The following is a 23,397-nucleotide window of genomic DNA, read 5'->3' on the forward strand; positions in this document are numbered from 1 at the left end:
GGGCCGTGCGGGCGTCGACATGCCGCTGACCGGCCCTCCGGCGGCCGTACCGGGTCAGGAGAATCCACCCGATCGGCACCCCGCACCCCCGCCGTCCGGTGCCACGAGCGCCTGGCTCCCCGCCGTGCTGGCGACCGTGGCGGTCAGCCCGCTCCTGCGGTTGGCCGTCCTGCGTCACGCCGTACCGTCGGGCACCGCCAGCCGGACCGGCTGCGACGCGTGCGGGGCGCCGGTCGGGCTGACCCGGCCCTGGCCCGCGCTCGGCCCGGCCGGCCGGTGCGGTCGCTGCCGCGCCCGGGTCGGCCCGCCGCCGGGAACCGTCGAGCTGGCCGCGATCGCCGGGCTCGCCGTGGTGCTGCTGCTGGCGCTGGCCGGTCCGCCAGGTGGGGCGTTGCCGGCGCTGGCCTGGTGGCTCGGCTGGACGGTCCCGGCGGTCTTCGTCGACCTGGCCGTGCACCGCCTGCCGGACCGGCTCACCCTGCCGGCGGCGGCCGGGACGTGGCTGCTGCTCGGCGCGGCCGCGCTCGGCGACCCCGAGCCGGGGCCCTGGCTGCGAGCCGTCGCCGCGGGCGCGGGGCTGGCGGTGCTCTTCGCCGGCAGCACGCTGCTGCTCGGCCGCCGCGGCTTCGGGCTGGGCGACGCCAAGCTGGCGCTCAGCGTGGGCGCGCTGCTCGGCTGGTACGGCTGGCCGTTCCTGCTGCTCGGGCTGCTTCTCGCGTTCGGGCTGTCCGCGCTGGTCAGCCTGGGCCTGTTGGCCGCCCGCCGGGCCCGCTGGTCCACCCACCTTCCGTTCGGCCCGTTCCTCCTGCTCGGCACCCTCGGCACCCTCCTGCTAGCCACCTGACTGCCGCCCGTGGGACGCCCGCCGCCCGCCGCCCGCCGCTCAAGATCGTGCTCGATTCACGATGTAGTTGCCTCTGCCGCGCCTGAGACCACTACAACCAGGATCGAGCACGATCTTCGGCGGCCAGATGCCGTCGGGTGGGACGTCGTCACGCTCGGGAGGGCGTGCGCGGGGCGTAGCGCCCGGGCGACGCGGGGCGGGCGGGATCAGGGGCGGGGCCGGCCCGCCAGGTCGGGGACCGGGCGACGGGCGTCGGCGCGGCGGCGTAGCGCTTCGGTGGTCGGGCGGGCCAGCACCGGGGTGGCCAGCGCGGCGACCAGGGCGCCGAGGAGCAGCCCAGCGATCACGTCGTGCGGATAGTGCACGCCCACGAAGACCCGCGAGATCGCCGCCAGCGCGGCCAGCGGCAGCGCGACCAGTCCGAGTCGGCGGGAGAGCAACAGCGTGGTGATCGCCAGCGCGCCGGCCAGGGTTGCGTGATTGCTGGGAAACGACCAGTCGCCCGGTGGTGGGCAGCTGCCGGCGATGATGGCCCGGCCCACCGTCCGGCACGGTCGCTCCTCGTCCACCACGGTCTTGAGCCATTCGCTGCCGGCGTACGCCAGGAGGGTCGGCACCGGCGCGACCAGGGCGAGTGCCCGGTCGTGCGGGCCGCCGGACAGGCGGCTCAGCGCGGCAACCAGCAGCAGCGCGCCGAGCAGCAGGATCATCCCCTCGGTGGCGTGCCCGACGAACCACTGCACCGGGGGCGGGCTGTCGGCGGCGACGCCGATCACGTCGCGGTACCACTCGGCGCTGATCTCCGGAACGTCCATGTTGCCGGTGTCGACCATGCATCACCTCACCAGATGTTCATACCCCGTTCATCTGGGAGAAAGGGTAGGAACGCAGCAGGCGGCCGCGCAGGAGTCGAAGGTCGGGACGGCTTACCGACCTTCGTCCAGCGACCGCACAGCCGCTCTGCTTGGTGGCCTCAGGTCGGCCCGAGGCCGCCGGCCATCCGTTCGCGGACGGCCTCCAGCGCCTCGAAGGCGTACGCCCAGTTGTGGCACTTGAAGCTGCGCAGGCCGTCGATGGTCGTGTGGCAGTCGGCGCAGCGCACTCCGGGGATGGCGTCCGGGATCTCGGTGTTGACGTACTTGCGTTCGCCGAGGATGACGGTGGCGATCATGTTCTTGTCGTGCAGGCCGGAGAGCGCCGACGAGACGATGTCGTACCAGGTGATCCGCCGGCCGCACTTCGGGCAGTCCGGCTCGTCGCCGCTGACCCAGAGCGGGGCGCCGATGGTGCGCGCCGGCATGCCGAGCAGCTTCTCCAGCCGCCGGACGTCCGATTCCGGGGTGGTCCACCGGTGTCGGCCGGGCAGCGACGCGGGTGAGTCGTACACGGCGCGGAACAGGTCGTGGTCGACCTGCACGGTCTCCCGCTGACTGGTCATCGGCGTCCCCCTCGACGGTCGGTGCTCCCACCGTCGTCCCTGGTGGGGCAGGCTACAACCGGATCAACGACACGGCGGGGCGACCAGCCCCTGCCGCAAGGTCAGGGTGCGGCCGGTGCTGGACCGGCCGCACCCCGACGGACGGCCTCGCCGGCCAGCCGCGAGCGGCGGCGGTCGTCGTTTGTGGTGAGGTCGAACTTGTCGTACAGCCGCGACAGGTGTTTCTTCACGGCGCTCTCGGTGACGTGCAGGGTGGCCGCGATCGCCCGCACCGGAGGTGGCTCGGGGAATGGCACCCCACCCTCGACGAACGGGCGGCAGAGCACGGTCAGCACCTCCTGCTCCCGGCGCGTCCGGGCGGCGGGGACGCCGGCTCGACGTGCATGGTCTGGGGGCGTCAGCAGACCTTGCTGGTCGAGCCGCCCGTCGAGTTCAGGTAACCGGTGACGTGCGTGCAGTGGGCGGCCGTGTTCGCGGGCGCGCCTCACAGCTCCGCGCGGGTCGTGTTGTTCAGCTCGCCCACGCCGTAGTCGGAGCCGCTGTCGCTGTGGTCGATCACGTGCACGTACAGGTCCCAGTTGGAGTGGGTGTTGCGGTACTGCTCCCAGACGTAGATGTAGGCGTAGTTGTAGCCGCAGCCGTAGTACTGCTTGACCGAGGCGGCCTCCATCCCGCCGACTGTCAGCACCCGCGTCGTGCCGATCTGGCGGACGCTGGAGCAGCTGGCTGGCGTGCTGGCCATCGCCGGCGACGCGGTGAACACCGAGGTGGCGGCGGCCGCGGCGAGCGTCGCGGTGACGGCGAGGGTACGGCGGAGAGTCGACATGGAAAACCCTGCTTTCTCTGGTGGACCTGAGCTGCACCACCAGCAGACCAGCCGCCCGGATCGGGCGACAGGTGGCGAACCGGCGACCTTTCCTCCCCACCCGACCGCGCCCGTTGCCGGCTTTCGCCGCGGCGGCCGGTCCCGGGTGGTACGACGGACGCAGGGCATGCCGCCGGGAGGAGCGCTGATGGTGAGCAGGCCCGAACGGCTGCTGCGAGGAAGGGACGTCCCGCTCAGCGCCTCCTTCCTGGAACTCTTCTTCGACCTGGCGTTCGTCCTCGCCCTCAGCCAACTGGCCCAGCACCTCCTCGCCGACCTCACCCTGGTGGGCGCGCTGCGCACCGCGCTGCTCCTGACCGGGGTCTGGTGGATCTGGGTGACCACCACCTGGCTGGCCGACTGGTACGACCCGGAGACTCAGGCGCTGCGTGGGCTGCTGATCGGCGCCACGCTGGGCAGCCTGCTGGCCGGGGTGGCGATCCCGCAGGCGCTGGACGGGCGAGGCCTGCTCTTCGCCGGCGCGTACGTCGCGGTTCACCTTGCCCGGGGCACGGTCACCGGCCTCATGTTGCGCGGTCACCCGCGGCAGAGCCGGGCGCTGCGGATCCTCTGCTGGTACGGCGTCTCCGCCGTACCGTGGCTGGCCGGCGCGTTCCTGCCGGAGTGGCGGGTGCCGCTCTGGGTGCTCGCTCTCGCGATCGACCTCATCGGCCCACGACTCGGCTGGCCCACGCCCCGGCTGGGTCGGGCCCGACAGGAGGAGCTGCACCTCGCCGGTGAGCACTTCGCCGAGCGGTACCAGCAGATCATGATCATCGCGCTAGGCGAACTCGTCCTGGTCGCCGGCCTCACGTACGCCCGCACCCGCCTCAACCTCCCGGAGACAGCCGCGTTCCTGCTGGTCTTCACCACCGCTGTGCTGATCGGTCTGCTCTACGTGACGCCGGCCGGCCAGCGTCTGGGCCCGGCCATCGAGAACGCCGACCCGTCCCGGCTAGGGGTCGCCACCAGCTACCTGCACCTGGTGATGATCGCCGGCATAGTGGTCACCGCCGTCGGGGCCGAACTGAGCATCGCCCACCCCACCGAGATCGGTGACACGACCGCCGTCGTGGTCATCCTGAGCGGGCCCACCCTCTTCCTCGTCGGGCGGATCCTGTTCTCCCTGGCGATCCACCGGCGACTCTCCTGGCCGCGGGTGATCGGCCTGTTCGTCCTGTCCGGCGCGGCGATCGTCCTGCGACTGCCGCTGGTCGCGGCCAGCGCGACCGCCACCGGGGTGCTGATCGTGGTGGCCGTCCTGGACCGTGCGGGCATCGTCACCGCCGCTCGCACCCGAGCCCGTTGACGATCGGTACCCCACTCGCTGTCCGGCCGGCGTCAACTCCACCGCGTGAATCAGGCTGGCGTCGCCAGCCGGCCGGCCGCCGCCAATCGCCGGACCACCGCCCCGTGTGGAATGGCACGACTGGTATGACCGGCCACACCGGTGGTGGTGAAGGCGGTGAAGAGCGAGTTGAGCAGCGCCTCCTCGACAGAATCCAGGACGGCCGCGAAGACCGGGTTGATCTCCCCGTCGGGGATGGGCTGCTGGTCCGGCTCCGCCGTGCTGAACGCGATCGCGTAGTCGCCGCTGCCGTTGCTGTAGGACGCCCCGACCCGGCCCATCGCGAAGACCGCCCGCCGGGCTAGTCGTCCGAGCTGCCGGGCGTCCAGGGGTACGTCGGTGGCGACGACGATCATGCAGGAGTTGCCGGGTGGTTCGGCCCGGTCGGCGTCCGGGATCAGCTCACCGACCGGCAGCGGCACGCCGAGGGCGGTGAGCACTCCGCCGAAGTTGGACTGGACGAGCGCACCGATCGTCCCCGGTCGGTTGGCGACCCGCACCGTCCTCGACGACGTGCCGATGCCGCCCTTGAAGCCCAGCGCCGTGGTGCCGGTGCCGGCCCCGACGCAGCCCTCCACCGGTGGCCCGCCGGACGCCCCCGCGACGGCGGCGAGCACGTGTCCCTCGTTGATCGGGCGGCGGCGGATGTCGGAGAGGTGGCCGTCGTTGGTCTCGCCAACCAGGGGGTTGAATGACAGACCCTCGGGGCGACGGTCCATCAGGTGGCTCAGCAGCGCGTCCGCGGCCCGGAAGACGGACAGCGTGGCGGTCAGGACGATCGGTGATTCCAGCACGCCGAGTTCGTCCACCTGTGTCGAGCCGACCAGCTTCCCGTGGCCGTTGCCGGAGAACACGGCGGCCGGCAGGGTCCATCGTCCGGGGCCGAGCTGACTCGGTACGACGGCGGTGACGCCGGTGTGCAGGTCGGCGCCGTCGTCGATGGTGGTGTGCCCGACCAGGACTCCGTCGACGTCGGTGATCGCGTTGTCCCGCCCCGTGGGCAGCGCCCCCACGACGATCCCGAGGTCGCGGGCGCGGCGGCTCAACTGGTCCATGAAGCTCCTGTCGTCGTTGTCACATTGCGGCGATGCGGGGATCCTCGCGGAATCTTTCCGGCCGGGTGTGGTGGCATCCACACGACGGTGGCCAACCGGGCGCGCTTCGGGTTATCCGGGTGGCGACGGCGGCTCAGGTGGACGCCCTCGCGCGCCGGCGGCGTCCGAGACGGCGACCCCGGCCAGGACCGCGGTGGCGGCTAGGGCGGCCACGAGCGGTGGTACGAGGAGCATCACCGGTGCCAGCGCGGCCAACGCGAGCAGCCCGATCGGTCGATCCCGGGACACCCGGCTGAAGACCGCGTACTCGAAGCGGGCACGCCCGGCCAGGAACAGCGCGGGTCCGCCGAGGATGACCGCGATCCAGGCCGTTTGGGCGTGCCGGGTTGGATGGGCGATGACGAGTTCGGCACCGACCGCGGTGACGACGACGCCGGCCACCATGACCAGGTGGGCGTAGAACGCCGACAGGCCGAGGCGGGCCGGATCGGCGGAGCCCGCGATGGCCGCGGCCGACAGCTCGCCCGCCCGGTAGATGTAGATACGCCAGAGCAGCACCGTGGTGGCGATCGATACCACGAACGCCGCGGTCCGGTCGGGCGCGAAGCCGCTGCCGCCGAGGGTCGAAGCGGAGACCAGGATCAACTCACCGAGCGCGATGATGAAGAACTGTCGGTGGCGTTCGGCCAGGTGCTCGGCCGCGCTCGGCAACTCCGCGGGCGGTGAGCGGCCCAGACCTGGGGTGAGGTAGCGGAGCTTCCCCGCCAGGTAGTCCATGGCCACCGCCAGCGTCCACAGTGCCTCGCGGGCCGTGCCGTGCACCAGCGCCCCCGCGATCCACGGCACGGCGGATGCGCAGAACCAGATGAGCACCCGTAGGGCACCGCGCTGCAACTCGTGACCCCGCAGGGCGATGAGTAGGCCGAGGCTGCGACCGACCTGGACGGCGACGTACGCGCCCGCGAAGACCAGGCCCTGCGCGCCGAACACCGCCGGCAGCGCGACAGCCATCACCAGGCTGCCGACCAGGGTCGCGATGACCAGCAGTTGGATCGTCGGCCGCTGCGGGTCGAACCTGTCCGGGACCGTCGCCGTGCTGCACCAGACCCACCACACCGCCAGCAGCAGCACCAGCGTGTGGAAGGCGCCGCGCCACGTGAGGTCCCGGCTGAGCACCTGCGAGAGCTGGGTGAGCACGTAGACGAACGCCAGGTCGAAGAACAGCTCCAGGAACGTCGCCCGTTGCGGATCCTCGGGCTTCCGCAGCAGCTTGCCCGCCCTGCTCGTCGTCATCGGCTCGCCCGTCCTGTGGCTCATGCCCCTATTGAGGCATTCGTACCACGTGGCGGAGCCCGCCCTGGCGCGGACGTTCGGGACAGCTCCCGGCAAATCAACCTATGTCCGAGGGCGCCGATCCGAATATCGTTAGACCACACTCCCCGTAGGGTGGCTCGCCAGGTGCGCCGTCGTGCCGGGTGCCCAGCCTGGGTCGCCGGTGGTTGCGAAGCGGACCCAGGTGGAGTGCATCGTGTCGGCCACGGCAGCCGACGGATGCGCGCCGATCCGCGGTCGCATCTGCGGTAGACCGGTGGTGGCGAAGACGAATGGCACCTCCGCTGTGTGACAGGAGCCGAGGCCGTCGTTGTCCTCGAGGTCGAGCCCGTCGAATCGGTAGCTCCATGTCGGCACCGCACCCCTGGCCCTGACCAGCTGGGTCGCTGGCCGTACGAAACGGGCGTGGGTGTAGGCGTTGACCAACGTCTCGCCGGGCGTCGTGCCGACGAACGGTGCGAGATCGGTGATCCCGTTGTTCGCGGCGAATCCCGCGAGCATGGCTTCGTCGATGACGTCGATGGCTCGACCTGGGACGAAGAAGAGCCGACCCTCGTCCCGGTTGGTGCCGATCAATGCCGGCACCTGGGTGGTTGCGACCTCCATCGGCGGGTGTGGGAGCAGGTCGCCATCGACCACGGGGGCGAAGGGCAGCAGCCGCGCGATGTCACCCCATCCGGCAGCCGTGCCGGGGGCCCGTACGTGCAGTCCCAGCTGCGTGACGGCGCCGATGAGCTGGTCGATCGGTACACCGGCGACGGCCTCTCTTGTCGCCGGGATGCGGAGTCCCGCCGTGAGCCGTTCTGCCACCAGGGCGGCTTGATCGACGGTCAGCACGTTCGAGGCTGCGCCGCTCTGCAGCACAGCGCGGGCGAACAGGCCGCGGGCGGCGGGCACCGCCATCAGCGGCGCGACGGCCATCGCGCCTGCCGACTCGCCAGCGAGCGTGACCTGACGGGGGTCGCCGCCGAACGCGGCGATGTTGTCGCGTACCCACTCGAGGGCGGCGATCATGTCGCGTAGCCCGCGGTTCGTGTCGGCGTCGGGCAGTTCGAGGAAGCCGTCCGCGCCGAGCCGGTAGTTGATGGTCACGCAGACCACACCGTCGCGGGCGAAGGCGGTCCCGTCGTACTCGGCGTTCGCCCCGGAGCCGCTGGTGAACGACCCACCGTGGATCCACACGAAGACGGGACGGTCGGACGGCGATGTGCCGGGTGTCCAGACGTTCAGGTTGAGGCAGTCCTCGCCCGGAATCGTAACTTCGGGAAGCAGTGGGACGACGGGCGCGGGGTAGTCGCTTTTCGGCACGGTCGGGCCGTACGCGGTCGCGTCGCGGACCCCGGTCCACGGCTGTACCGGTTGTGGCGCCCGGAGCCGGTTCGGTCCGAGCGGCGGCGCGGCGTAGGGGATACCCAGAAAGGCGCTGACACCGCCGGTGCTCCGGCCCCGTACCGCACCCTTCGTGGTCTCGACGACGCTCGTGCTGTCGTCCATCGTTCCTCCTCAGGCGCGTTGTGAGTGACCACTCACAACGTAATTGTGAGTACCCACTCACAGCAAGCTGAACCCGGCGACCTATGGTGAGTTACTACTCACAAGTGGGGGGTGCCATGTCGGGAAGGGCCACGGCTGAAGAGCGGCGTACGCAGATCCGGCAGGCGGCCGCCGCGGCGTTCGCCGGCGCCGGCCTGCACGGCACATCGGTCAAGCTGATCGCCAGCGAGATCGGAATCAGCGAGGCGTACGTGTTCCGGCTCTTCGGCACGAAACGCGCACTGTTCATCGACGTCGTGACCGCGGCCTTTGACGCCATGTCCGACGGCATGGTCGCCGCCGCGGGCGACGCCACCGGTGTCGATGCGCTCATGCTGATGGGTGCGGAGTACAAGCAGCTGCTTGTCGACCGCCAGCGGCTCATGCTGCAGATGCAGGGATTCGCCGCCTGCGGGGATCCCGACGTACGCGACGCGGTTCGCGACGCCTTCGGCCGGCTCTGGTCGCGCGTCGCCGCCATCAGCGGCCTCGACCCGTTGCGCGTCAAGACGTTCATTGCCTTCGGGATGCTGCTCAACGACATCGCGGCGCTTGACGCGCGAGGGCTACCCACCGATTGGGCCAAGCAGGCGACGACCCCTGTGCCCCGGGACCTGTACGACTTCCTGCTCTGAGCGTCCAGGTGGACTAGAAGCCAGGTCAGGCCAGCGAGAGCCACGGCGGACCCGAGGCGCGGCAAGACGGTGCTCGGTGCCACCTGTGTCAGAAGGCTTCAACTCGCGCGTTGACCGGAACGTGTGCGGCTTGACGAACGGGTCGCCTATCCCGGCGGCAGGCCGAGGAACTGCTCGATGTCGGCGATGGCGTCCTCCACCGTGCCGCCGATGGCCGGGTCGCGCAGCCGGGCGCGCAGGGCTGGCATGACCCGGTCGGTGTCGAGCCGATGGTGGATGCGGGCCAGATGACCGAGGCAGATCGCCGCAGTCGCCCGGACGTCCTCCTCCGGGTGGTCCAGTAGCCGCAGGTAGAAGTCCTGGCACCAGCGCCAGTCCGCGTCGTGCAGGGCCAGCCCGACCATCGAGTCGGTGAGAGCGTCGATGTCACCCGCGGCGAGCGCGGCCGTGGCGCCGTCGTGGGTCGCCGGTGCCGGCTCGTAGTAGCTGCGCTGTGTGCTCATTCCTCGTCCTTCGGCGGCGCGGTCGGCCGGCCCTTCTTGTCTACCAGCCCGCTCCGCTTGAGCGCGTTGCGCATGTCGTCGTTCAGGCCGTCCGAGCTGTGGTCATCCCAGCCGCGGACGTGGCCGTGGTAGATCTCGACGACGTCCTCGCCGGGATTGCTCGGCTCGATGCGGCGGTGCCGGTCCAGGATGACGATCTCGCCGGTCTCGTGGTCGACGCCGATTCGGCGACGCTCGTTGGTTTCCTTGATCTGCACCGAGCGGTCCAGCGCGGTCTGGCCGTTGGCCGGAGCGCGGCTCGCGCTGCCCATGGCCAGGTTCCGGTCAGTGTCCCGGTGCTTGGGTCGCTGCTCGTCGCCGACGTGGTACTCGCGGCGTACCCGAGGGGTCCTGGCAAGTTGGGCGACCGGCTTGACCAACGCCGACTCCACCTCGGGCGGCACCGCCGCATCGCGCAGGTGTCGGTTGCGGTTGCGCTTACCCACCGAGGATCGCCTGCAGGGCCATGTCGATGAGCTGGTCGACGATCAAGCTGGTGATCATCTTGAAGATCGGGATCTCGAGCAGGGACGCACCGAAGGTGGCCACCGCCGTGGCGACCGCCTGGGCGATCTGGACGGCGAGGATGATCAACTGAACGATGATCTGGACTTTCAGCGCCAGTACGACCGCGGCGACCACCACGTAGCCGGCGCCCAGCACGGTGGTGGCGGTGGTGTTTCCGGCCAGCACGCCGCCCGGCCCCTCGCCGCCGGACCAGTACGCGTTGAAGGCGGCCACGACCTCCCCCCGATTGGCGCCGGTCACCTCTGCGGCCAGCTCATCGGCCTTCCGGCCCATCTCGTCGACGGTGGTGGCGAAGTCCATCCAGACCTGCCCGAGATCGAAGAGCTTCGCCTCGTCGCCCTCCGGCCAGTCGTACCCGATCATGGCGAGCAGCGAGGCGAGTTCACCCGGGATCGTCATGCCCAACGGTCAGCCCAACTCCCCGGCCAGCGCGCGGAAGCGGCCGACCAGCTCCTCCTCGACGGCTGTCATGTCGTCCGCTAAGGCCATCAGATCCTCGCCGCTGCTCTGGTACTCGTCGGCCATCGCGGCGCAGCACTCCAGCAGATAGCCGGAGATGACCGGAAAGGAAGCGGCGACGAGGGTGCCGAGCATGTCTCCGCCCCACGGCTCGCCCAAGCCCTTCAGCCGCGCGTCGAGCCCCTCGATCGCCGTCGCCAGGCGCTCACCCACGTCGACGAGCCGGGTGCCGGCCGCCTGGACCTGATCCGGATCGATCTCCAAGGACATCGGTCAGCCTCCTGACCGCGCGATTCGGGTCTGAGCGGCGGTGAGCGTGCTCAGGAACGACTGCATCTGGCGCACCGACTGCTGCTGGACGCCTTCGAGGCGCTCGAGCAGCACGGACGGATCCGGCACGTCCGGTGCGTCGGTGACCGTGCGGGCCCGCAGGTCGTCGAGGGCGGCGTTGACGGAGATCGTCAACTGTTCGGCAAGGTAGTCGCCGCCCTCACGCAGCACCTGCGGCGACACGGTGATCGACTCGATCCGACCGCCCGGAGCAGCCACCACGGTGATCAGGCCGTTTGCCGCACTGGCCTCGCCGCGGGTCTCGACGCTCTCCTCCGCGGGGCGGCTGGCCCGCAACTCGCGCAGGGTACGCAGAGCGTCGTCCATCGACTGGCGGAACTCGTCTGCGCTGGCCGTCATGAAGGGCTCCTCTCCGACCGGCCGGCGGCTTCCCGGCAGCGACCCGCCGCAGTGGACAGTGCGCGTGGCCCTCGTACTGTCCACTGGTGAACGGCTCGGAACGGACCGTACCCGATCGTTCACCGCCGCGCGGGACGCCCGCAGCGCATGCGGCGTCTTCCGAGACCCAGGCGTGCCGGTGCGCTCGGCCCCGACCTCTCATGTCTGCGGGTGACGGCGGGGTCGCGGTGCGTGGTCGGGCTGTGGCATGGTGCGGTCGTGGGCGAGACGGGGCGGACGGATCCGGTGACGGCGGTGCCGGACAAGCTCGATCAGTGGCACGACTTCCGCAAGAGCGTCGCGCTGGTGTCGATGGTGCTGTTCTTCTTCTGCGTGGTCGGCCTCGGCTTCCTGGTCTACCAGCTGGCGATCGTGGGGGACGACGGTACCTTCAGCGTCTGGTCGTTCTTCCGCTTCATGTCGGTGGCGACACCCCTCGGGGTGGCTGCCGTGGCCGGCCTCGGCGTCCACCGAGCGAGCACCAATGCGGAGTCGAAACGGCGCGGTCGGATCATGGCTCTCGCGTTGCTCGTTGCCGCGGTCCTGCTCGTGGTGACGGGCATCATCGGGGATCGCCTGTCGTGAGCTTCTCGGTCGACCCCAGCGCCCTGGAGCGCGCCGTCTCCCGCCTCAACGACGCCGCCCTCGACGCCCAGACCGCCAAGGCGTACACGCTCAAGCACACCGACCTGCCGTGGCACGGTCAGGGCCTGCTCAACGAAGCGTGGCCCGCACACCAGAAGCTCGTCGACGAGATGAACAAGCGGCTCACCCACCTGATGGAGCTGCTCGGCAAGTCACGCGACGCACTTCAGGAAACCGCCGACTACTACCGGCGCACCGACACCGGCAGCGCGGCCCGGCTGGACGCGACCTACCCGACCGTCGACCGCAGCGGCTATGAGCTTCCCCGTGGTCACCCGACGGGTGGAACCTGCCGTGAGAGAGCCGACCGACTTCCTCGTCGAGCCCGGCGAACCCGATCCCACAATGACCAAGGGCTTCGCCAACCCGATCGGCGTCCTGGACGCGATCTCCATCTCGCACTGGGTCAACCAGATCATCAAGGACTGCGCCGGCTACGACGTCATCGGCACCATCAGCAACGCCCTGGTCGGAGACTGGGAGAGCTTCTACAAGGCGGGCGATGCCTACGGCAACCTCGGCCAGAGCCTGCAGGCCCTCGGTCAGAACGTCAGTCCGACCGCCTCGCACATGGATCAGCAGTGGGACGGCCAGGCCGGTGACGCGGCTTTCGTCTACTTCCGTTAGCTCACCAAGGCACTCGTTCTGCAGAACCTCGTCCTCATCGAGATCAAAGAGAAGTACCACGAAGCGGCGCGCGCCATCTGGCTTTTGGCCGACATGATCGACGGCCTCGTCGAGATGATGATCGACAAAGCCATCATCATCGGCGTCAGCGCCGCCGCAGGCACGGCGCTCATCGAACCCGGCGCCGGAGCCGTCGTCGGCTACGGGGTCGCCGCCTGGCAAGCCATCGAACTGGTCAAGAAGGTCAACGACGCCGCGCTGAAGATCCAAGCCGCCGGCACCGCGATCCTCGGCTTCTTCAGCTTCATCAAGACCCTCGCCGAGCAGGGCGGCGACCTGTCCAAGGTGCCCCTGCCCGACCAGCCCTACACGAGCCCGGTGGTCCGTGACCCAACCTGAACCACCACCAGAGCAGCAGTTCCTCGACCTCACCGAAGGCGACCCGGGCCTGGCCAGGCTCCTCCACGCCAGCCTCACCCCGGCTACGCGAGGGAGCCGCCGGCGGCGACCTCCAGGAGATGGCCCGCGACGTCCTCGCCGGCCACGCCGACCTACGCCAGATCGCCGCGAATGACGCCTATGGCGGAGAACTCCTCGACCGCTACCACCGGTTCAGAGACTGGGAACAGGACCTGGACCCCGACGAGCGGCAACGCATCACCGACCAAGCGACCGAACTCGCCGCGGACCTGGGCACTCAGGAACAGCAGTAGGCGCCACTGGCCGGGCTGGACCCTGTCGGACCCCGAGTGCACAGCGGCGACCTCATTCGTCGCGCTGCAGCCGGCCCGTCTCCCCGCCCTGGGCGTCGAAGAGCACGAGCACGTCGCCGTCCAGCCCTGCCCGCCACGCCTTCATGAGCCAGAAACCCACCGGAACGTTCTCACAGCCAATCGCCGTGGTGGGTCCGCTGGTGGCGAGGAAGTCGCCCGCCGGTCCGGCGACCCATCGCCCTCGCTCACCGTTGCAGCCGTCGGAACCGCGCCATGAGCCGTCGTCGCGCAGCTCCACGTACGGCCCCCCGGACCTGAACCTGCCCGGCCGAGCATCAACCGGCACCCATCGACCGAGCAGGGTTTCACGGGACGCTGGCGTCAGAGCCGCCGGCAGCGCGGCGGCCGGCGCGAAGGCACGCCGGACCTCGTCGGTCACCACGGGCAGCTCCGCCGGAGACGGCAACAGGTTCGGCCCGGGGGTGGGCTTAGCGCCGGGCAGCAGCCGGGCGACGTGCCCGCCCTGGTCGTCGAGCAGAACGCGGCTGTCGCCCTCGACGCGGAAGGCGCTGGCCCGACCCAGCCAGGCAGGGGTGAGCTCAGGACCGGGACGGCAGTTCCGGGCGTCGTTGCCGGAAACCGAACGTCCGGAGGCGCCGGCGACGAAGAGGCCGTTGACATTGGCCCGCCACGTCCCCATCACCACGCCGCAACGGTCGAACAACAGCAGGCCGTCGTGCTTGTCGGGTGTGAGCTGCAGAATGTCACCCGCTCCTTCGTCGACCTCCGCCAGCTTCCAGGAACCGATCAGCGCGACAGGATCGGCCGCTGGCGACACGGCCGGTGCAGGGTCCGTAGCGGCGGCCTGGGAACCACCTGGAGCCGCTGTCTCCGAGCCGACCGGCTCGTTGCAGCCCCCGAGCAACAGCCCGACCGCCGCGACAGCTATCAAGTACCTGCTCCCGCTCATCTTCTCCCCCGCCCCGACGCCCGCCGGGCGGTTGAGCGGCCCGGACCTGAGGTGATTGGACGAGCAACCGCCATCACCAGTTCCATCGCCATGGTTCGGATCGTCGTCGCCGGACCTCGACCGGAGCAGTCGAACCGCTGGCGCATGGAGCCACGCAGGCTAACTAAGCTCTTAGCTAACCGAGGGGGTTGCGCCATGTCGGCTGAGGCCGTGCACTACAACATGCATGATGCCAAGACCCACCTGTCGCGCATCATCGAACGGGTGGAACACGGCGAGGAGATCATCATCGACCGGGCCGGCACCCCGGTGGCGAAGGTCGTTCCGGTGGTGCGTCGGGCCAACCGCACCGCGGTCGGCTCCCTTGCCGGGCAACTGGGCCTTTCCGGTGGCTGGGACTCTCCACAGACCAATGCCGAGATCGCCGCCGACTTCGGCATCGGCGCATGACCCTGCTGCTGGACACCCACGTCGTGCTCTGGGCCATCACCGGCGACGCGACTCTCGGCACTGAGTTTCTCGACCGGCTACGCCGTGAGCCGGACATCTTCCTCTCCCCGGTCAGCCTGACCTCGCCGAACGGGTAAGGGACATGGGCTTCCGTGAAATCCCGGTGAACCACGCCCACGCCATCGCCGCCGGCCGCCTGCCGCCGCATCACCGCGACCCCTTCGACCGCATGCTGGTGGCACAGGCGATCACCGAGAGTTTGACCCTGGCCTCCCGCGACGCGTCGATAGCGCTGTACGACGTGGACGTCCTCAAGGTGTGATCGGACGGGCTCGATCAACGCCTGACGCCAAAGTGCGGCCTGCTGGCGCGCCTCTCGGTCTGGTTCGGCTGGCAGAGGAGTCAGGGAAGACTGGTCTCCTGTCCAGCCTCCAATCGGCCGGCTCGACGGTGAAGTTCCGCAGCTATGTCATCCCAATCGGGACCGAAGGCATGTAGGTCGTTAGCCGCCACCCGCAACAGCTCGACATCCGCCGGCCGCTGGAGGCAGGCCAGCCGGAAGGCGAGGTTTCGCGCCCAGACCGGAAGACCCATCCAGTCCTCCTCCAGCATCACCTTCAGCATCGCCACGATCTCGTCAGCCGATGCGAAGGTCACCACCTCGACGTACGCACTGGCAACGCTCTCGCTATACCCCGACCAGCGAGCAACCGGGCCAACTCAAGCAGCGACATGCACTCCGGGGCGACGGGCTCGGCGCCAGAGGACTCCTCGGGACGATCGCTGGGACCCCTATCCAGTAACGCCCGCAACCAACCCGTCAGTTTCACAACTTAGAAGCTAACCGCTCCCCACGGGGCGGACCAGACGCGGCCCGCCGACGCCTGGCGACGTTCGACGGAGGTGAGTTGAAGCGGAACTAAGGGCCGCTGCCGCACTACCAGCGGCTGGCCTAATACGGCGAGTGAGCTGCGGAGACGATCCGACAGCGTCCCGGTGCGTCCACGGGTGTCCGTCGTGATCGTCACCCAGTTTGTCACCCACTTGGCCCGGATGCTGCTTACAACGGCCCAGCCCTGTCCGTCACTCGACCTCATCGGGTGCCATGAGGCCCAAGCCACGGGGCTGAAGGCGGATGAACTCGCGCCACCCGGTGTCCGTCTCCTCGGCGGCCACTCGCTCGAACATCGCTAGCAGGGACCTGCGATCGGCATCGGACAGGCTCTGGAGCGGGTAGGCGACATCCTCCAGCGCACGTATTGCGGAGTCGGGGTCCACCGTGTCGCTGTCGCTCTGCTCCAGGAAGGCCAGACATGCCAACAAGCTCTCGATCAACGCCTTGTGGAGGTTGTCCGGCATGAAAAGAGGCTACAGGTGTTCACTTGGCGTTGTATTGATCCCCCTGCCAGTCATAGGCATCCGAACTGGACGGGCCACGCTTTGAGCTCGTCTTCCTGCCCACGTACGCGTCCTGGCTGTTCAGCGGCCGAGGACGTCCGCCAGTTGCTGCCCCAGGCCGGTGCAGGCCTCCATGTCCAGGCGGTACGTCACGTAGCGGCCGCGGCGCGCCGAGATCAGCAGCCCGGCCGCCTTTAGCACCGCGAGGTGCCTGGATACCTCCGGCGCCGTCACCCGCCAAAAGTCGGCCAGTTCGCCGGTCGTGTGCGGACCTCGGGCGAGCGTGCGGCAGAAACGTAGCCGCAGCGGGTGCGCAAGCGCGGTCAGCCGAGCATCCAGCTCGTCCACCCGCAACACTGGGCGCGGGTCCCAGCCCGGTGCCGGGTACTGCAGCACGGGCAGCCAGCCGGGCGCGTACACGACGGTCATATGCGGTGCGCCGTACGCGCTCGGGATGAGCGTCATCCCGCCGCCGCGACCGTCTGCGGTCTGGTCCTGCAGCTTGTCGATCGTCAGAATGCCGCGCTCGGTGTCGACCCCGATTGCGTGCGAGATCCGGCCGAGGGCGCCGATACCCTCGCGGGCCAGGTCGAAGCGTCGACGGTCGGCTTCCTCGGCGAGCGCTGGGCGGACGCGTTTCCAGACCGTGCCGAAGAAGGCGGACTCGCAGGCGAGCAGAAAGCGTCGTACCCGCTCGCGCTCGGCGGCCGGATCGGCGAGCAACCGCTCGGCCCACGCCGCCTGCCGCGGCCCTCGGGCGCGGGCCGCGGCCAGCGCCCGCTGCCGCACGATCGGGTCACGCAGCGGCGACCACATTCGCGGCGCCGGTGAGACGGCCCGATGGGCGGCGAGCGCCGCAGCGACCCAGCGCTCGTCGTCCAGGCGGTCGACGTCGTCCAGTTCCTCGCGCAGGCTCGGCCGTGGATCGGGCGGGAACAGAAAGTCGGCCCGGCCGGAGTGCCAGAGCAGACCAAATTCCTCGAGGTCTGGAGCCAGCTCTGCGGGAAGGGCAGCCGCCATCATCGCAACCGCCGCGGCGGTGTCCGGATGATGCTGCGGCTCCGCGAGCACGTGCAGCACCGCGCCGAGCTCTGCGAGCGGCGACGGCGTTATCCGGATCCGATCGGCTGGTACGCCGGCGATGTCGACCGAGGTAACCACAGTACTGATCATGGCAGGGGTCCGCGCCCGGGCAGACCGATTGACGTCGTTTATCAATCGACGAGGCATGGATTGACGACGCTGGCCAACCCGGGTCCCTTCGCAGCCGTATGGCCGGACGATCGGAGCCGTGACGACCACCCGTACGACGCTTCGTGAGCTGGTACGCATCCCGGGCGGCGGCCGCTACGCGCTCAGCGCCACAGTCGAGGCAGCGACCTCCGGGATGCTGCGCCCGTTCATCGTGATCTACGCCGTGCTGATCGGGCTCAGCGCGTGGCAGGCCGGTATGACGCTGACCGTCGGCATGCTGGCCGGCCTCGGCGCCGTCCCGCTCGCCGGACGGTGGATCGACCGCGGAGCGCGGCGGGCCCCCGCCGTCGCCGCGCTACTGGTGCGAGCGGTGGGGTCGCTGCTGCTTGGCCTGGTGCCCGGCATCGCCGGATTCGCGATCGGTGCGGTGCTCATCGGCGTCGGCACGCAGATCGCTCCACCCGCCAATTCCGCGCTGGTCGCCGCGCTGGCCGGCCCGGCCCAGCGTGCGGCGGCGCTGGCCGCGGGCCGCTCGCTGCGCAACGCCGGCCTGGGCGCCGGCGCCCTGCTCGGCACGGTTCTGGTCGCGAGCGGGCCGGAGGTGCTCCGCTGGCTCGCGCTGGCGACGGCGCTCGGGTGCGCGTTCGGCGCGGCGGTGATCGCCCGGGTGCCGCTGCCCCACCAAGATGTTCCGGCCCCCGCCCCGGCTGCGGCAACGAAGGAAGCGCGCGGTGCCGGCCTACGCACCGTTACCATCCTGGCCCTGGCCGGCATTCCGTACGCGTTTTACGCCGACATCCTCGAGATCGCCCTGCCGCTGCTGCTGGTGCAGGGCCTGCACGCGTCCCTGGCGTGGCCCTCGGGCATCTTCGTCGCCAACACCGTCATGGTGATTGCGCTGCAGCTGGTCGTGGTAGTGCGCCTCGCGAAGTGGCCGCACCGCACCGTGCTCTTCTGGTCCGGCCTGTTGCTCGCCGCCTCCTACCTCGCCTTCTGGCTCGGCGGGGCGACCGGCGGCGGCCCCGGCACGGTGCTCGTCGCGCTGGTCATCGTGCCTTACACGCTGGGTGAAATCCTCTACACCGGCAGCAGCGTGCCGCTGGTGATCGAGTCAGCACCGCCACACCTGATGGGGCGCGCGCTCGCCCGCTGGCAGCTCAGCTACGGCCTGGCCCGGGCCGTCGATCCCATCATCATCACCGGTCTGCTCAGCCTGGGCGCGGCGGCGCTGTGGCTGCCGCTGGCCGCCGCGACCCTGCTGGGCGCAGCGACGGTGCGCCTGGGCACTCGACGGCATCGTCTGCACCGTTCGCGTGGGCAGTCCATGAGTCATGCCGTGGCAGATGGCGGGAGCCCGGCCGTCGATGGTCCCCTGATCAAGAGCGTTCACGGTGAGACTGTTACGTCCAGATCTGTGAAAGCCGGAGGTTAGACTTCTCCCGGCTACTCGACCTGAGAGCACCAACGCTTGGTCCCGGCTCACCCTGATCGTGAAGTCCTCCGCCACCGTGCCGAGGCCACCGTCCGCTCGGCATGCCGCCGGCGACGCCAGACGGAAGCTGAAGTGCAAAGGCAGTCACTTTGCGTCCGGCGAGCCGCCAGTTCGGCTGATTCGTTGACAGGCCGTCTGTACCGCTCGCCGCTCATAGTAGGCCTCGACCGAGTCCTAGTTGTCGCAAGCCACAGGCTCGAACTGCCATCCCGTCGCCGTCAACCCGCCCTGCGGGGAGCGGGCCGCCGCCCGGCACGCCACGTCAAGCGGACCTTGACACAGGTTCGGACGCTGGCGTGCCGGGCGGTGGTCTGCTCGGCTCGTTCCGTGGTCGACGACGGCGTGATGGCCTACCGCAACCACCCACGGACCGCGACCCGCCGACAGAGCCCCTGCCATCCTGGAGCCGGGGCGCCCCCGCCGGAGGCGCCCTGACCGCAACCCCGCGACCGACGCCAGCTCGCCGACGTGGCCGGAGTGCGCTTCCCTGCGCCGCGCGGGCTTGTGGCCGCGCGGCCCGGCCGGCTGCCGGCCGCACCCCTCATCGGTCAACGGTCTGTCGTTCTGCGGCGGCCCTCCGGGCTTCCCGCTTTCCGCGCCAGCCGCCGGGCGTCCGGCGCGCGCCCAGGCTGCGGCGCGTGCGGCCCGTTGCGGGCCGCCTTGATAGACGTACAGAAAGTCCTCCCACATCGGCTGGCAGCCGGCCGTCCCGCCCCGACCTTCGCTGCTGTACCGGCCAAGATCGCGGCACCAGCGGGCCCACAAAGGGCCGTTGAACTGCGGAGAAGTGGGCCGCCAGGGACTCGAAACCTGAACCTATGGATTGCCGGCGAGCCAGCCGGATCGGGTGCGGTACGAGGTCATCCGGGCTGCTGGCGTGCGTCTCGGCCGGGTTCGGCTGGCACGGTTGCTGTACTTCGCTGCTGTAGTGCTGGCATCAGACGAGACGCTGGATGCGTACCTTCGCACGCTCGTTCCTGAGGTGGCGTTGCTTGTGCTGGCGGACCTGCTCGTCCCAGACCTCCTGGTCGTAGTCCGGGTCTGGCGGGATCCACTTGTGCGAGCCGTCGCTGTAGTGGAACTTCTCGTCACTGGGTCGCAGGATGCTCATCGAGTCCAGCCGAGGAAGCGGTAGTGCAGGTGGCCTGCGGGGACGTGGGTCAGGTCGTGGGCGGCTTCGACGAGTTGGGCTGCCAGGTAGAGGGTGAGCGACACCGGGGCTCGGTCGTACTCCGCTCGCAGCTCTCGACGGCGGGTGTGGCAGGGCCAGTCGGCACCGCAGCCACCGCAGGTCCAGGCCGGCGTGATCGGGAGGTGGTTGGTCACTTCGGCTCCCTCTGCTCGGCCGGCGGTTCCGATGACGGAGCGGATAGCCGGCCGTCCTCTGAGGGCCAGTGACCCCGGTTGATCGGGATTCGATGCCTCGCATGGCAGGGCAACTCGCCCCCGCATCGGCAGACCTTCCGCCATCGCTGCCATGACCAGACCGGCCGGTGCCGCCTCGCCAGGGTTAGCGCGACAGCCACCAAGTACTCCTCGTACGACACGCGAGGCACCAGGTCTCCCCTCGGGCATTCTTCGATCTCACGGGCAGGTGGAGCCGGCCGTTGGCTGTTGCCCCAGCTCATGTCACCGTAACGACGTAGGACTGTAGATACAATAAGATGTAGAACTGTTGGACATGTAGCGTCACATTCGTGATCGACCCCAGCGCGGATCGCGCCGTGTTCCGGCAGCTCGCAGACCTTCTGCGAGACCGGATCGCGTCTGGCGACCTCGCGCCCGGGGCCTCGCTTCCCAGCGAGCTGCGGTTGGCTCAGGAGTACGGGCTGAGCCGCACGAGCGTCCGACAGGCTGTAGCGCTACTCCGGTCGGAAGGGCTCGTGATCGTGGAACCACCGCGCGGCACATTCGTCCGCGCCGACGAGCCGACCGAAACGGTGACCCTCCTCAAGGGCGACACCGCCACCGCTCGGATGCCCACCCCCGCCGAACGGCGCGAGCTGGAGATCGGTGAGGGCATCCCGGTCATCGTGATCTTCCGCGCCGACGGCTCGCGCCAGGTGTACTCTGCCGACCGCATCCGCGTCGGCCGCTGACCGATCCCCGCCGCCGTTAGCGAGCCCCGCCGGGGGGATGCGGACTCAATCTGTCGGCCACTGCCAGCCGGTGCCGGCCCGCGTCAATGAGCAGGTGCCGGACGTCGTCGATTCACGTTCAGGGTCGACCCGCGTCGACGCTGCCGCTGCCTTCTTGCTGCCTCGTTGGCTGACGCCTCGCTTACAAGCTCTGTGCGGGTCGTTTGGCGTCATCTCTCCGTGTTCGCGACCTCAGGCGACTGGCCGTACTCGGCTGCCGAGGAGCGTCCTCGTCCGAGGCGGTTGCTAATGAGAGTTACCGGGTCGGTTGCGGCAGACTCGGGTCCGGTAGCCGCTGGCGGGTGAGCACTCCCGGTTGCAGGGCGCTCTGGCAGCCCTAGTGACAGATCGTGCCCCTGCCGGTGGTCGGGAGACGAGACCGCTGATGGGATGTCGTGCCCGCCGCTCGCCGGGGTGAGCACTTGTTCATTAGCTTGCGGAGGTCTCCCGAAGGCTGCCTGAGGTCCGCTGTGGACTTGGGAGGCTGGTGTGCTGTTCGTGGGAGACGACTGGGCCGAGGACCACCACGATGTCGAGGTACAAGACGACGCGGGTCGGCGGCTGGGCAAGGCGAAACTCGAGGAGGGGATCAGCGGCATTGCCCGCCTGCACGCGCTGCTGGGTGAGCAGCTGGGTGACGACGATGAGCCGGTCCAAGTGGTGATCGGCATCGAAACCGACCGGGGCCCGTGGGTGCAGGCGCTGATCGCCGCCGGCTACCAGATTTATGCGATCAACCCGCTGCAGGTCGCCCGGTACCGGGAACGGCGCGTCGTCTCGGGTGCCAAGAGCGACGCCGGTGACGCGCACGCCCTGGCTGACATGGTGCGCACCGACCGGCATCAGCTACGACCGGTCGCCGGCGACAGCGCCGGCGCCGAGGCGGTCAAAGTGGTGGCCAGGGCGCACCAGACGCTGATCTGGGAACGCACCCGTCACACGCTACGGCTGCGGCAGACGCTGCGGGAGTTCTTCCCCGCCGCCTTGGCCGCGTTCGACGACCTGACCGCCACGGACGCCCTGCACCTGCTGGGCAAGGCCCCCGACCCTGCCACGGCGGCCCGGTTGACGACCTCGCAGATCACCGCCGCGCTGAAGCGGGCCCGCCGCCGTGATGTGCCGGCCAAGGCCGAGAAGCTACGGGCAGCGTTGCGCAGCCAGCAGCTCGGCCAGCCGCCCGCGGTGACCGCGGCTTACGCGGCCACCGTCCGCGCCCAGGTCGCGATCCTGGGCACACTGCAGACCCAGATCAAGGCAATGGAACAGCAGGTCGAGGCACATTTTGGGCAGCACCCGGACGCTGAGATCTACCTCAGCCAGCCCGGCCTGGGCCGCATCCTCGGCGCCCGGGTGCTTGCCGAATTCGGCGACGACTCCACCCGCTACACCGACGCCAAATCCCGCCGCAACTACGCCGGAACCAGCCCGATCACCCGCCAGTCCGGGAAGAAAAAGATCGTCCTGGCCCGCTACGTGCACAACGACCGGCTCATCGACGCCCTCGGCCGACAGGCCTTCGCCGCCCTGATCGCCTCCCCCGGCGCCCGCGCCTACTACGACCGCCAACGCAACCGCGGCCTCGGCCACCACGCCGCACTACGCCAACTCGGCAACCGCCTCGTCGGCATCCTCCACGGCTGCCTCAAAACCGGCACCGCCTACGACGAAACCACCGCCTGGCAACACCACGAACAGCACGACCAACCGGCCGCTGCTTGACACCCAAACCTCATGGGATGTCTGTCACCGTTGCTGTCGACAGTCACCCCTCGGTACTTGCTGGCAGGTAAATGTCCGGGATGGGCCGCTGGCTCCGACGTCTCTGGTGAGGGGCACTACTGAGGTGCCAGCAGAGGACAGGAGAGGCCATGTCAAGGCAAAACGCGCTCCCGGGAGCCCACCGAGCCGCCATGATCACAGCTTGGGTGCTGCAGATCGTGCTCGGCTTCGCCATTGCCGGGGGCGGGCTGCTCAAGCTCACCGGCGATCCGAGCATGGTCGAGATGTTCCATGACATCGGTGCCGGCCAGTGGCTGCGCTTCGTGGTCGGCACACTCGAAGTAGCGGGCGGGGTGGGCCTAGTCATCCCACGTGTGCGAGCACTGGCCGCACTCTGCCTGCTGGTGTTGCTCCTCGGCGCAACCGTCACCAACGTCGCGGTGCTAGGCACCAATCCGCTCAGCGCTCTTGCCTTCGCAGTCATGGCGCTGGCCATCTTGCTACTGCGCCGGCAGGAATTGCTGACGAGACCCAACTCCATCACGTCCTGGTCGAAGTCCTGACCTACGGATTGCCGGCGAGACGGTCGCCTGGTGCTGGTCCACCGCGTGGACCTCGCGCCTTGATTGATGTCCCGGTTCACCACCGTCCGCTCACTGCGCAGACTCTTCCTGTCGGCGGTCTCGTCGGGCACCGTGTCTGGTGCCGGCGATCTCGGGTCGTCGGCGCACCTGGTCCCCACC

General features: G+C 69.7%; 30 protein-coding genes and 1 pseudogene. 13 read left to right on the forward strand and 18 right to left on the reverse strand.

The features are described 5' to 3' along the window. The first annotated feature begins 124 nt into the window (after positions 1-124). Positions 125-844, forward strand: a complete 720-nt coding sequence (locus ACWD6N_RS15720; RefSeq protein WP_354966545.1) for an A24 family peptidase — start codon at positions 125-127, stop codon at positions 842-844. 206 nt (positions 845-1,050) lie between these two features. On the opposite strand, the gene ACWD6N_RS15725 is transcribed toward ACWD6N_RS15720, so the two are convergent. From ACWD6N_RS15725 to ACWD6N_RS15740, 4 genes are all read right to left on the reverse strand, one after another. Continuing rightward, positions 1,051-1,677 (reverse strand): phosphatase PAP2 family protein, encoded by a 627-nt coding sequence (locus ACWD6N_RS15725; protein WP_354966546.1) that lies wholly within the window; start codon positions 1,675-1,677, stop codon positions 1,051-1,053. A gap of 140 nt (positions 1,678-1,817) precedes the next feature. Next, positions 1,818-2,282, reverse strand: coding sequence for a hypothetical protein (locus ACWD6N_RS15730; protein ID WP_354966547.1), 465 nt, complete (start codon positions 2,280-2,282; stop codon positions 1,818-1,820). Between the two features lie 101 nt (positions 2,283-2,383). Beyond that, on the reverse strand, positions 2,384-2,617 hold the full coding sequence (locus ACWD6N_RS15735) for a helix-turn-helix domain-containing protein (protein WP_354966548.1): 234 nt from the start codon (positions 2,615-2,617) through the stop codon (positions 2,384-2,386). A gap of 149 nt (positions 2,618-2,766) precedes the next feature. Beyond that, the gene (locus tag ACWD6N_RS15740; RefSeq protein ID WP_387324679.1) at positions 2,767-3,108 is read right to left on the reverse strand and encodes a hypothetical protein; all 342 of its coding nucleotides are present in this window, start codon (positions 3,106-3,108) and stop codon (positions 2,767-2,769) included. A 187-nt stretch (positions 3,109-3,295) separates the two neighbouring features. On the opposite strand from ACWD6N_RS15740, the gene ACWD6N_RS15745 reads away from it, so the two are divergent. Next, positions 3,296-4,456 (forward strand): low temperature requirement protein A, encoded by a 1,161-nt coding sequence (locus ACWD6N_RS15745; RefSeq protein ID WP_354966550.1) that lies wholly within the window; start codon positions 3,296-3,298, stop codon positions 4,454-4,456. Positions 4,457-4,506: 50 nt separating this feature from the next. Here the strand turns inward: ACWD6N_RS15745 and ACWD6N_RS15750 are convergent, their stop codons facing one another. From ACWD6N_RS15750 to ACWD6N_RS15760, 3 genes are all read right to left on the reverse strand, one after another. Next, entirely contained in the window at positions 4,507-5,550 is a 1,044-nt protein-coding gene (locus ACWD6N_RS15750) for a P1 family peptidase (protein ID WP_354966551.1), read from the reverse strand. Between the two features lie 111 nt (positions 5,551-5,661). Beyond that, the gene (locus ACWD6N_RS15755) at positions 5,662-6,867 is read right to left on the reverse strand and encodes a low temperature requirement protein A (protein ID WP_354966552.1); all 1,206 of its coding nucleotides are present in this window, start codon (positions 6,865-6,867) and stop codon (positions 5,662-5,664) included. 108 nt (positions 6,868-6,975) lie between these two features. After that, positions 6,976-8,376 (reverse strand): carboxylesterase/lipase family protein, encoded by a 1,401-nt coding sequence (locus ACWD6N_RS15760; RefSeq protein ID WP_354966553.1) that lies wholly within the window; start codon positions 8,374-8,376, stop codon positions 6,976-6,978. Positions 8,377-8,492: 116 nt separating this feature from the next. Between ACWD6N_RS15760 and ACWD6N_RS15765 the strand changes: the two genes are divergently transcribed. Then, positions 8,493-9,050, forward strand: a complete 558-nt coding sequence (locus ACWD6N_RS15765) for a TetR/AcrR family transcriptional regulator (protein ID WP_354966554.1) — start codon at positions 8,493-8,495, stop codon at positions 9,048-9,050. A 146-nt stretch (positions 9,051-9,196) separates the two neighbouring features. Here ACWD6N_RS15765 and ACWD6N_RS15770 read toward each other — a convergent pair whose 3' ends face one another. From ACWD6N_RS15770 to ACWD6N_RS15790, 5 genes are read right to left on the reverse strand one after another with little or no spacing between them, the layout of a single operon-like run. After that, on the reverse strand, positions 9,197-9,553 hold the full coding sequence (locus ACWD6N_RS15770) for a hypothetical protein (protein ID WP_354966555.1): 357 nt from the start codon (positions 9,551-9,553) through the stop codon (positions 9,197-9,199). Beyond that, positions 9,550-10,038: a hypothetical protein gene (locus tag ACWD6N_RS15775; RefSeq protein WP_354966556.1), complete on the reverse strand. Its 489-nt coding sequence runs from the start codon at positions 10,036-10,038 to the stop codon at positions 9,550-9,552. The genes ACWD6N_RS15770 and ACWD6N_RS15775 overlap by 4 nt, the downstream gene beginning before the upstream one ends. Beyond that, entirely contained in the window at positions 10,031-10,519 is a 489-nt protein-coding gene (locus ACWD6N_RS15780; RefSeq protein ID WP_387324672.1) for a WXG100-like domain-containing protein, read from the reverse strand. Before ACWD6N_RS15780 ends, ACWD6N_RS15775 begins: the two co-directional genes overlap by 8 nt. Positions 10,520-10,528: 9 nt before the next feature. Further along, on the reverse strand, positions 10,529-10,849 hold the full coding sequence (locus ACWD6N_RS15785; protein ID WP_354966558.1) for a WXG100 family type VII secretion target: 321 nt from the start codon (positions 10,847-10,849) through the stop codon (positions 10,529-10,531). Between the two features lie 3 nt (positions 10,850-10,852). Beyond that, complete coding sequence (locus ACWD6N_RS15790; RefSeq protein ID WP_354966559.1) at positions 10,853-11,269, reverse strand: YbaB/EbfC family nucleoid-associated protein; 417 nt, start codon at positions 11,267-11,269, stop codon at positions 10,853-10,855. Between the two features lie 258 nt (positions 11,270-11,527). Here ACWD6N_RS15790 and ACWD6N_RS15795 point away from each other — a divergent pair, with 258 nt between their 5' ends. From ACWD6N_RS15795 to ACWD6N_RS15810, 4 genes are all read left to right on the forward strand, one after another. Beyond that, the gene (locus tag ACWD6N_RS15795) at positions 11,528-11,893 is read left to right on the forward strand and encodes a hypothetical protein (RefSeq protein ID WP_449936828.1); all 366 of its coding nucleotides are present in this window, start codon (positions 11,528-11,530) and stop codon (positions 11,891-11,893) included. A 354-nt stretch (positions 11,894-12,247) separates the two neighbouring features. Beyond that, on the forward strand, positions 12,248-12,580 hold the full coding sequence (locus tag ACWD6N_RS15800; protein ID WP_354966561.1) for a hypothetical protein: 333 nt from the start codon (positions 12,248-12,250) through the stop codon (positions 12,578-12,580). A gap of 84 nt (positions 12,581-12,664) precedes the next feature. Further along, positions 12,665-12,979, forward strand: coding sequence for a hypothetical protein (locus ACWD6N_RS15805; RefSeq protein WP_450004923.1), 315 nt, complete (start codon positions 12,665-12,667; stop codon positions 12,977-12,979). Between the two features lie 119 nt (positions 12,980-13,098). Further along, positions 13,099-13,293, forward strand: coding sequence for a hypothetical protein (locus ACWD6N_RS15810; RefSeq protein WP_450004924.1), 195 nt, complete (start codon positions 13,099-13,101; stop codon positions 13,291-13,293). 52 nt (positions 13,294-13,345) lie between these two features. Here ACWD6N_RS15810 and ACWD6N_RS15815 read toward each other — a convergent pair whose 3' ends face one another. Further along, the gene (locus tag ACWD6N_RS15815; RefSeq protein ID WP_354966564.1) at positions 13,346-14,131 is read right to left on the reverse strand and encodes an META domain-containing protein; all 786 of its coding nucleotides are present in this window, start codon (positions 14,129-14,131) and stop codon (positions 13,346-13,348) included. A 327-nt stretch (positions 14,132-14,458) separates the two neighbouring features. Here ACWD6N_RS15815 and ACWD6N_RS15820 point away from each other — a divergent pair, with 327 nt between their 5' ends. Then, entirely contained in the window at positions 14,459-14,713 is a 255-nt protein-coding gene (locus ACWD6N_RS15820) for a type II toxin-antitoxin system Phd/YefM family antitoxin (protein WP_354966565.1), read from the forward strand. Continuing rightward, positions 14,710-15,035 (forward strand): annotated as a pseudogene (locus tag ACWD6N_RS15825) (type II toxin-antitoxin system VapC family toxin). Before ACWD6N_RS15820 ends, ACWD6N_RS15825 begins: the two are co-directional and overlap by 4 nt. Positions 15,036-15,115: 80 nt before the next feature. Here ACWD6N_RS15825 and ACWD6N_RS15830 read toward each other — a convergent pair. From ACWD6N_RS15830 to ACWD6N_RS15840, 3 genes are all read right to left on the reverse strand, one after another. Then, on the reverse strand, positions 15,116-15,370 hold the full coding sequence (locus ACWD6N_RS15830) for a hypothetical protein (protein ID WP_354966566.1): 255 nt from the start codon (positions 15,368-15,370) through the stop codon (positions 15,116-15,118). Positions 15,371-15,796: 426 nt separating this feature from the next. Next, positions 15,797-16,072 (reverse strand): hypothetical protein, encoded by a 276-nt coding sequence (locus ACWD6N_RS15835; RefSeq protein ID WP_354967227.1) that lies wholly within the window; start codon positions 16,070-16,072, stop codon positions 15,797-15,799. Between the two features lie 120 nt (positions 16,073-16,192). Further along, on the reverse strand, positions 16,193-17,413 hold the full coding sequence (locus ACWD6N_RS15840; RefSeq protein WP_354967228.1) for a DUF5937 family protein: 1,221 nt from the start codon (positions 17,411-17,413) through the stop codon (positions 16,193-16,195). On the opposite strand from ACWD6N_RS15840, the gene ACWD6N_RS15845 reads away from it, so the two are divergent. Next, complete coding sequence (locus tag ACWD6N_RS15845) at positions 17,403-18,737, forward strand: MFS transporter (protein WP_354967229.1); 1,335 nt, start codon at positions 17,403-17,405, stop codon at positions 18,735-18,737. The two genes, ACWD6N_RS15840 and ACWD6N_RS15845, sit on opposite strands and share 11 nt — an antisense overlap. A 997-nt stretch (positions 18,738-19,734) precedes the next feature. Here ACWD6N_RS15845 and ACWD6N_RS15850 read toward each other — a convergent pair. Together ACWD6N_RS15850 and ACWD6N_RS15855 are read right to left on the reverse strand one after the other, a co-directional pair. Further along, the gene (locus ACWD6N_RS15850) at positions 19,735-19,908 is read right to left on the reverse strand and encodes a hypothetical protein (protein WP_354967230.1); all 174 of its coding nucleotides are present in this window, start codon (positions 19,906-19,908) and stop codon (positions 19,735-19,737) included. After that, a complete protein-coding gene (locus ACWD6N_RS15855; protein ID WP_210916388.1) occupies positions 19,905-20,123 on the reverse strand; it encodes a flavin reductase in 219 nt (72 codons plus the stop codon). The genes ACWD6N_RS15850 and ACWD6N_RS15855 overlap by 4 nt, the downstream gene beginning before the upstream one ends. Before the next feature lie 371 nt (positions 20,124-20,494). On the opposite strand from ACWD6N_RS15855, the gene ACWD6N_RS15860 reads away from it, so the two are divergent. The 3 genes from ACWD6N_RS15860 to ACWD6N_RS15870 all read left to right on the forward strand — a co-directional run bounded on the left by ACWD6N_RS15860 (position 20,495) and on the right by ACWD6N_RS15870 (position 23,217). Beyond that, positions 20,495-20,896 (forward strand): GntR family transcriptional regulator, encoded by a 402-nt coding sequence (locus ACWD6N_RS15860; protein WP_210916389.1) that lies wholly within the window; start codon positions 20,495-20,497, stop codon positions 20,894-20,896. A 528-nt stretch (positions 20,897-21,424) separates the two neighbouring features. Beyond that, a complete protein-coding gene (locus ACWD6N_RS15865; RefSeq protein WP_354967231.1) occupies positions 21,425-22,654 on the forward strand; it encodes an IS110 family RNA-guided transposase in 1,230 nt (409 codons plus the stop codon). A gap of 206 nt (positions 22,655-22,860) precedes the next feature. After that, complete coding sequence (locus ACWD6N_RS15870) at positions 22,861-23,217, forward strand: DoxX family protein (RefSeq protein ID WP_354967232.1); 357 nt, start codon at positions 22,861-22,863, stop codon at positions 23,215-23,217. Positions 23,218-23,397: the final 180 nt, after the last annotated feature.

It is taken from the genome of Micromonospora sp. NPDC005163, from assembly GCF_053599835.1.

Bases quoted from the DNA above. Each gene is read 5' to 3' on its own strand.
- ACWD6N_RS15725 (WP_354966546.1), bottom strand. From the start codon at position 1,677: ATGGTCGACACCGGCAACATGGACGTTCCGGAGATCAGCGCCGAGTGG.
- ACWD6N_RS15730 (WP_354966547.1), bottom strand. From the start codon at position 2,282: ATGACCAGTCAGCGGGAGACCGTGCAGGTCGACCACGACCTGTTCCGC.
- ACWD6N_RS15740 (WP_387324679.1), bottom strand. From the start codon at position 3,108: ATGTCGACTCTCCGCCGTACCCTCGCCGTCACCGCGACGCTCGCCGCG.
- ACWD6N_RS15745 (WP_354966550.1), top strand. From the start codon at position 3,296: ATGGTGAGCAGGCCCGAACGGCTGCTGCGAGGAAGGGACGTCCCGCTC.
- ACWD6N_RS15750 (WP_354966551.1), bottom strand. From the start codon at position 5,550: ATGGACCAGTTGAGCCGCCGCGCCCGCGACCTCGGGATCGTCGTGGGG.
- ACWD6N_RS15755 (WP_354966552.1), bottom strand. From the start codon at position 6,867: ATGAGCCACAGGACGGGCGAGCCGATGACGACGAGCAGGGCGGGCAAG.
- ACWD6N_RS15760 (WP_354966553.1), bottom strand. From the start codon at position 8,376: ATGGACGACAGCACGAGCGTCGTCGAGACCACGAAGGGTGCGGTACGG.
- ACWD6N_RS15765 (WP_354966554.1), top strand. From the start codon at position 8,493: ATGTCGGGAAGGGCCACGGCTGAAGAGCGGCGTACGCAGATCCGGCAG.
- ACWD6N_RS15770 (WP_354966555.1), bottom strand. From the start codon at position 9,553: ATGAGCACACAGCGCAGCTACTACGAGCCGGCACCGGCGACCCACGAC.
- ACWD6N_RS15780 (WP_387324672.1), bottom strand. From the start codon at position 10,519: ATGACGATCCCGGGTGAACTCGCCTCGCTGCTCGCCATGATCGGGTAC.
- ACWD6N_RS15785 (WP_354966558.1), bottom strand. From the start codon at position 10,849: ATGTCCTTGGAGATCGATCCGGATCAGGTCCAGGCGGCCGGCACCCGG.
- ACWD6N_RS15790 (WP_354966559.1), bottom strand. From the start codon at position 11,269: ATGACGGCCAGCGCAGACGAGTTCCGCCAGTCGATGGACGACGCTCTG.
- ACWD6N_RS15810 (WP_450004924.1), top strand. From the start codon at position 13,099: ATGGCCCGCGACGTCCTCGCCGGCCACGCCGACCTACGCCAGATCGCC.
- ACWD6N_RS15820 (WP_354966565.1), top strand. From the start codon at position 14,459: ATGTCGGCTGAGGCCGTGCACTACAACATGCATGATGCCAAGACCCAC.
- ACWD6N_RS15835 (WP_354967227.1), bottom strand. From the start codon at position 16,072: ATGCCGGACAACCTCCACAAGGCGTTGATCGAGAGCTTGTTGGCATGT.
- ACWD6N_RS15850 (WP_354967230.1), bottom strand. From the start codon at position 19,908: ATGAGCATCCTGCGACCCAGTGACGAGAAGTTCCACTACAGCGACGGC.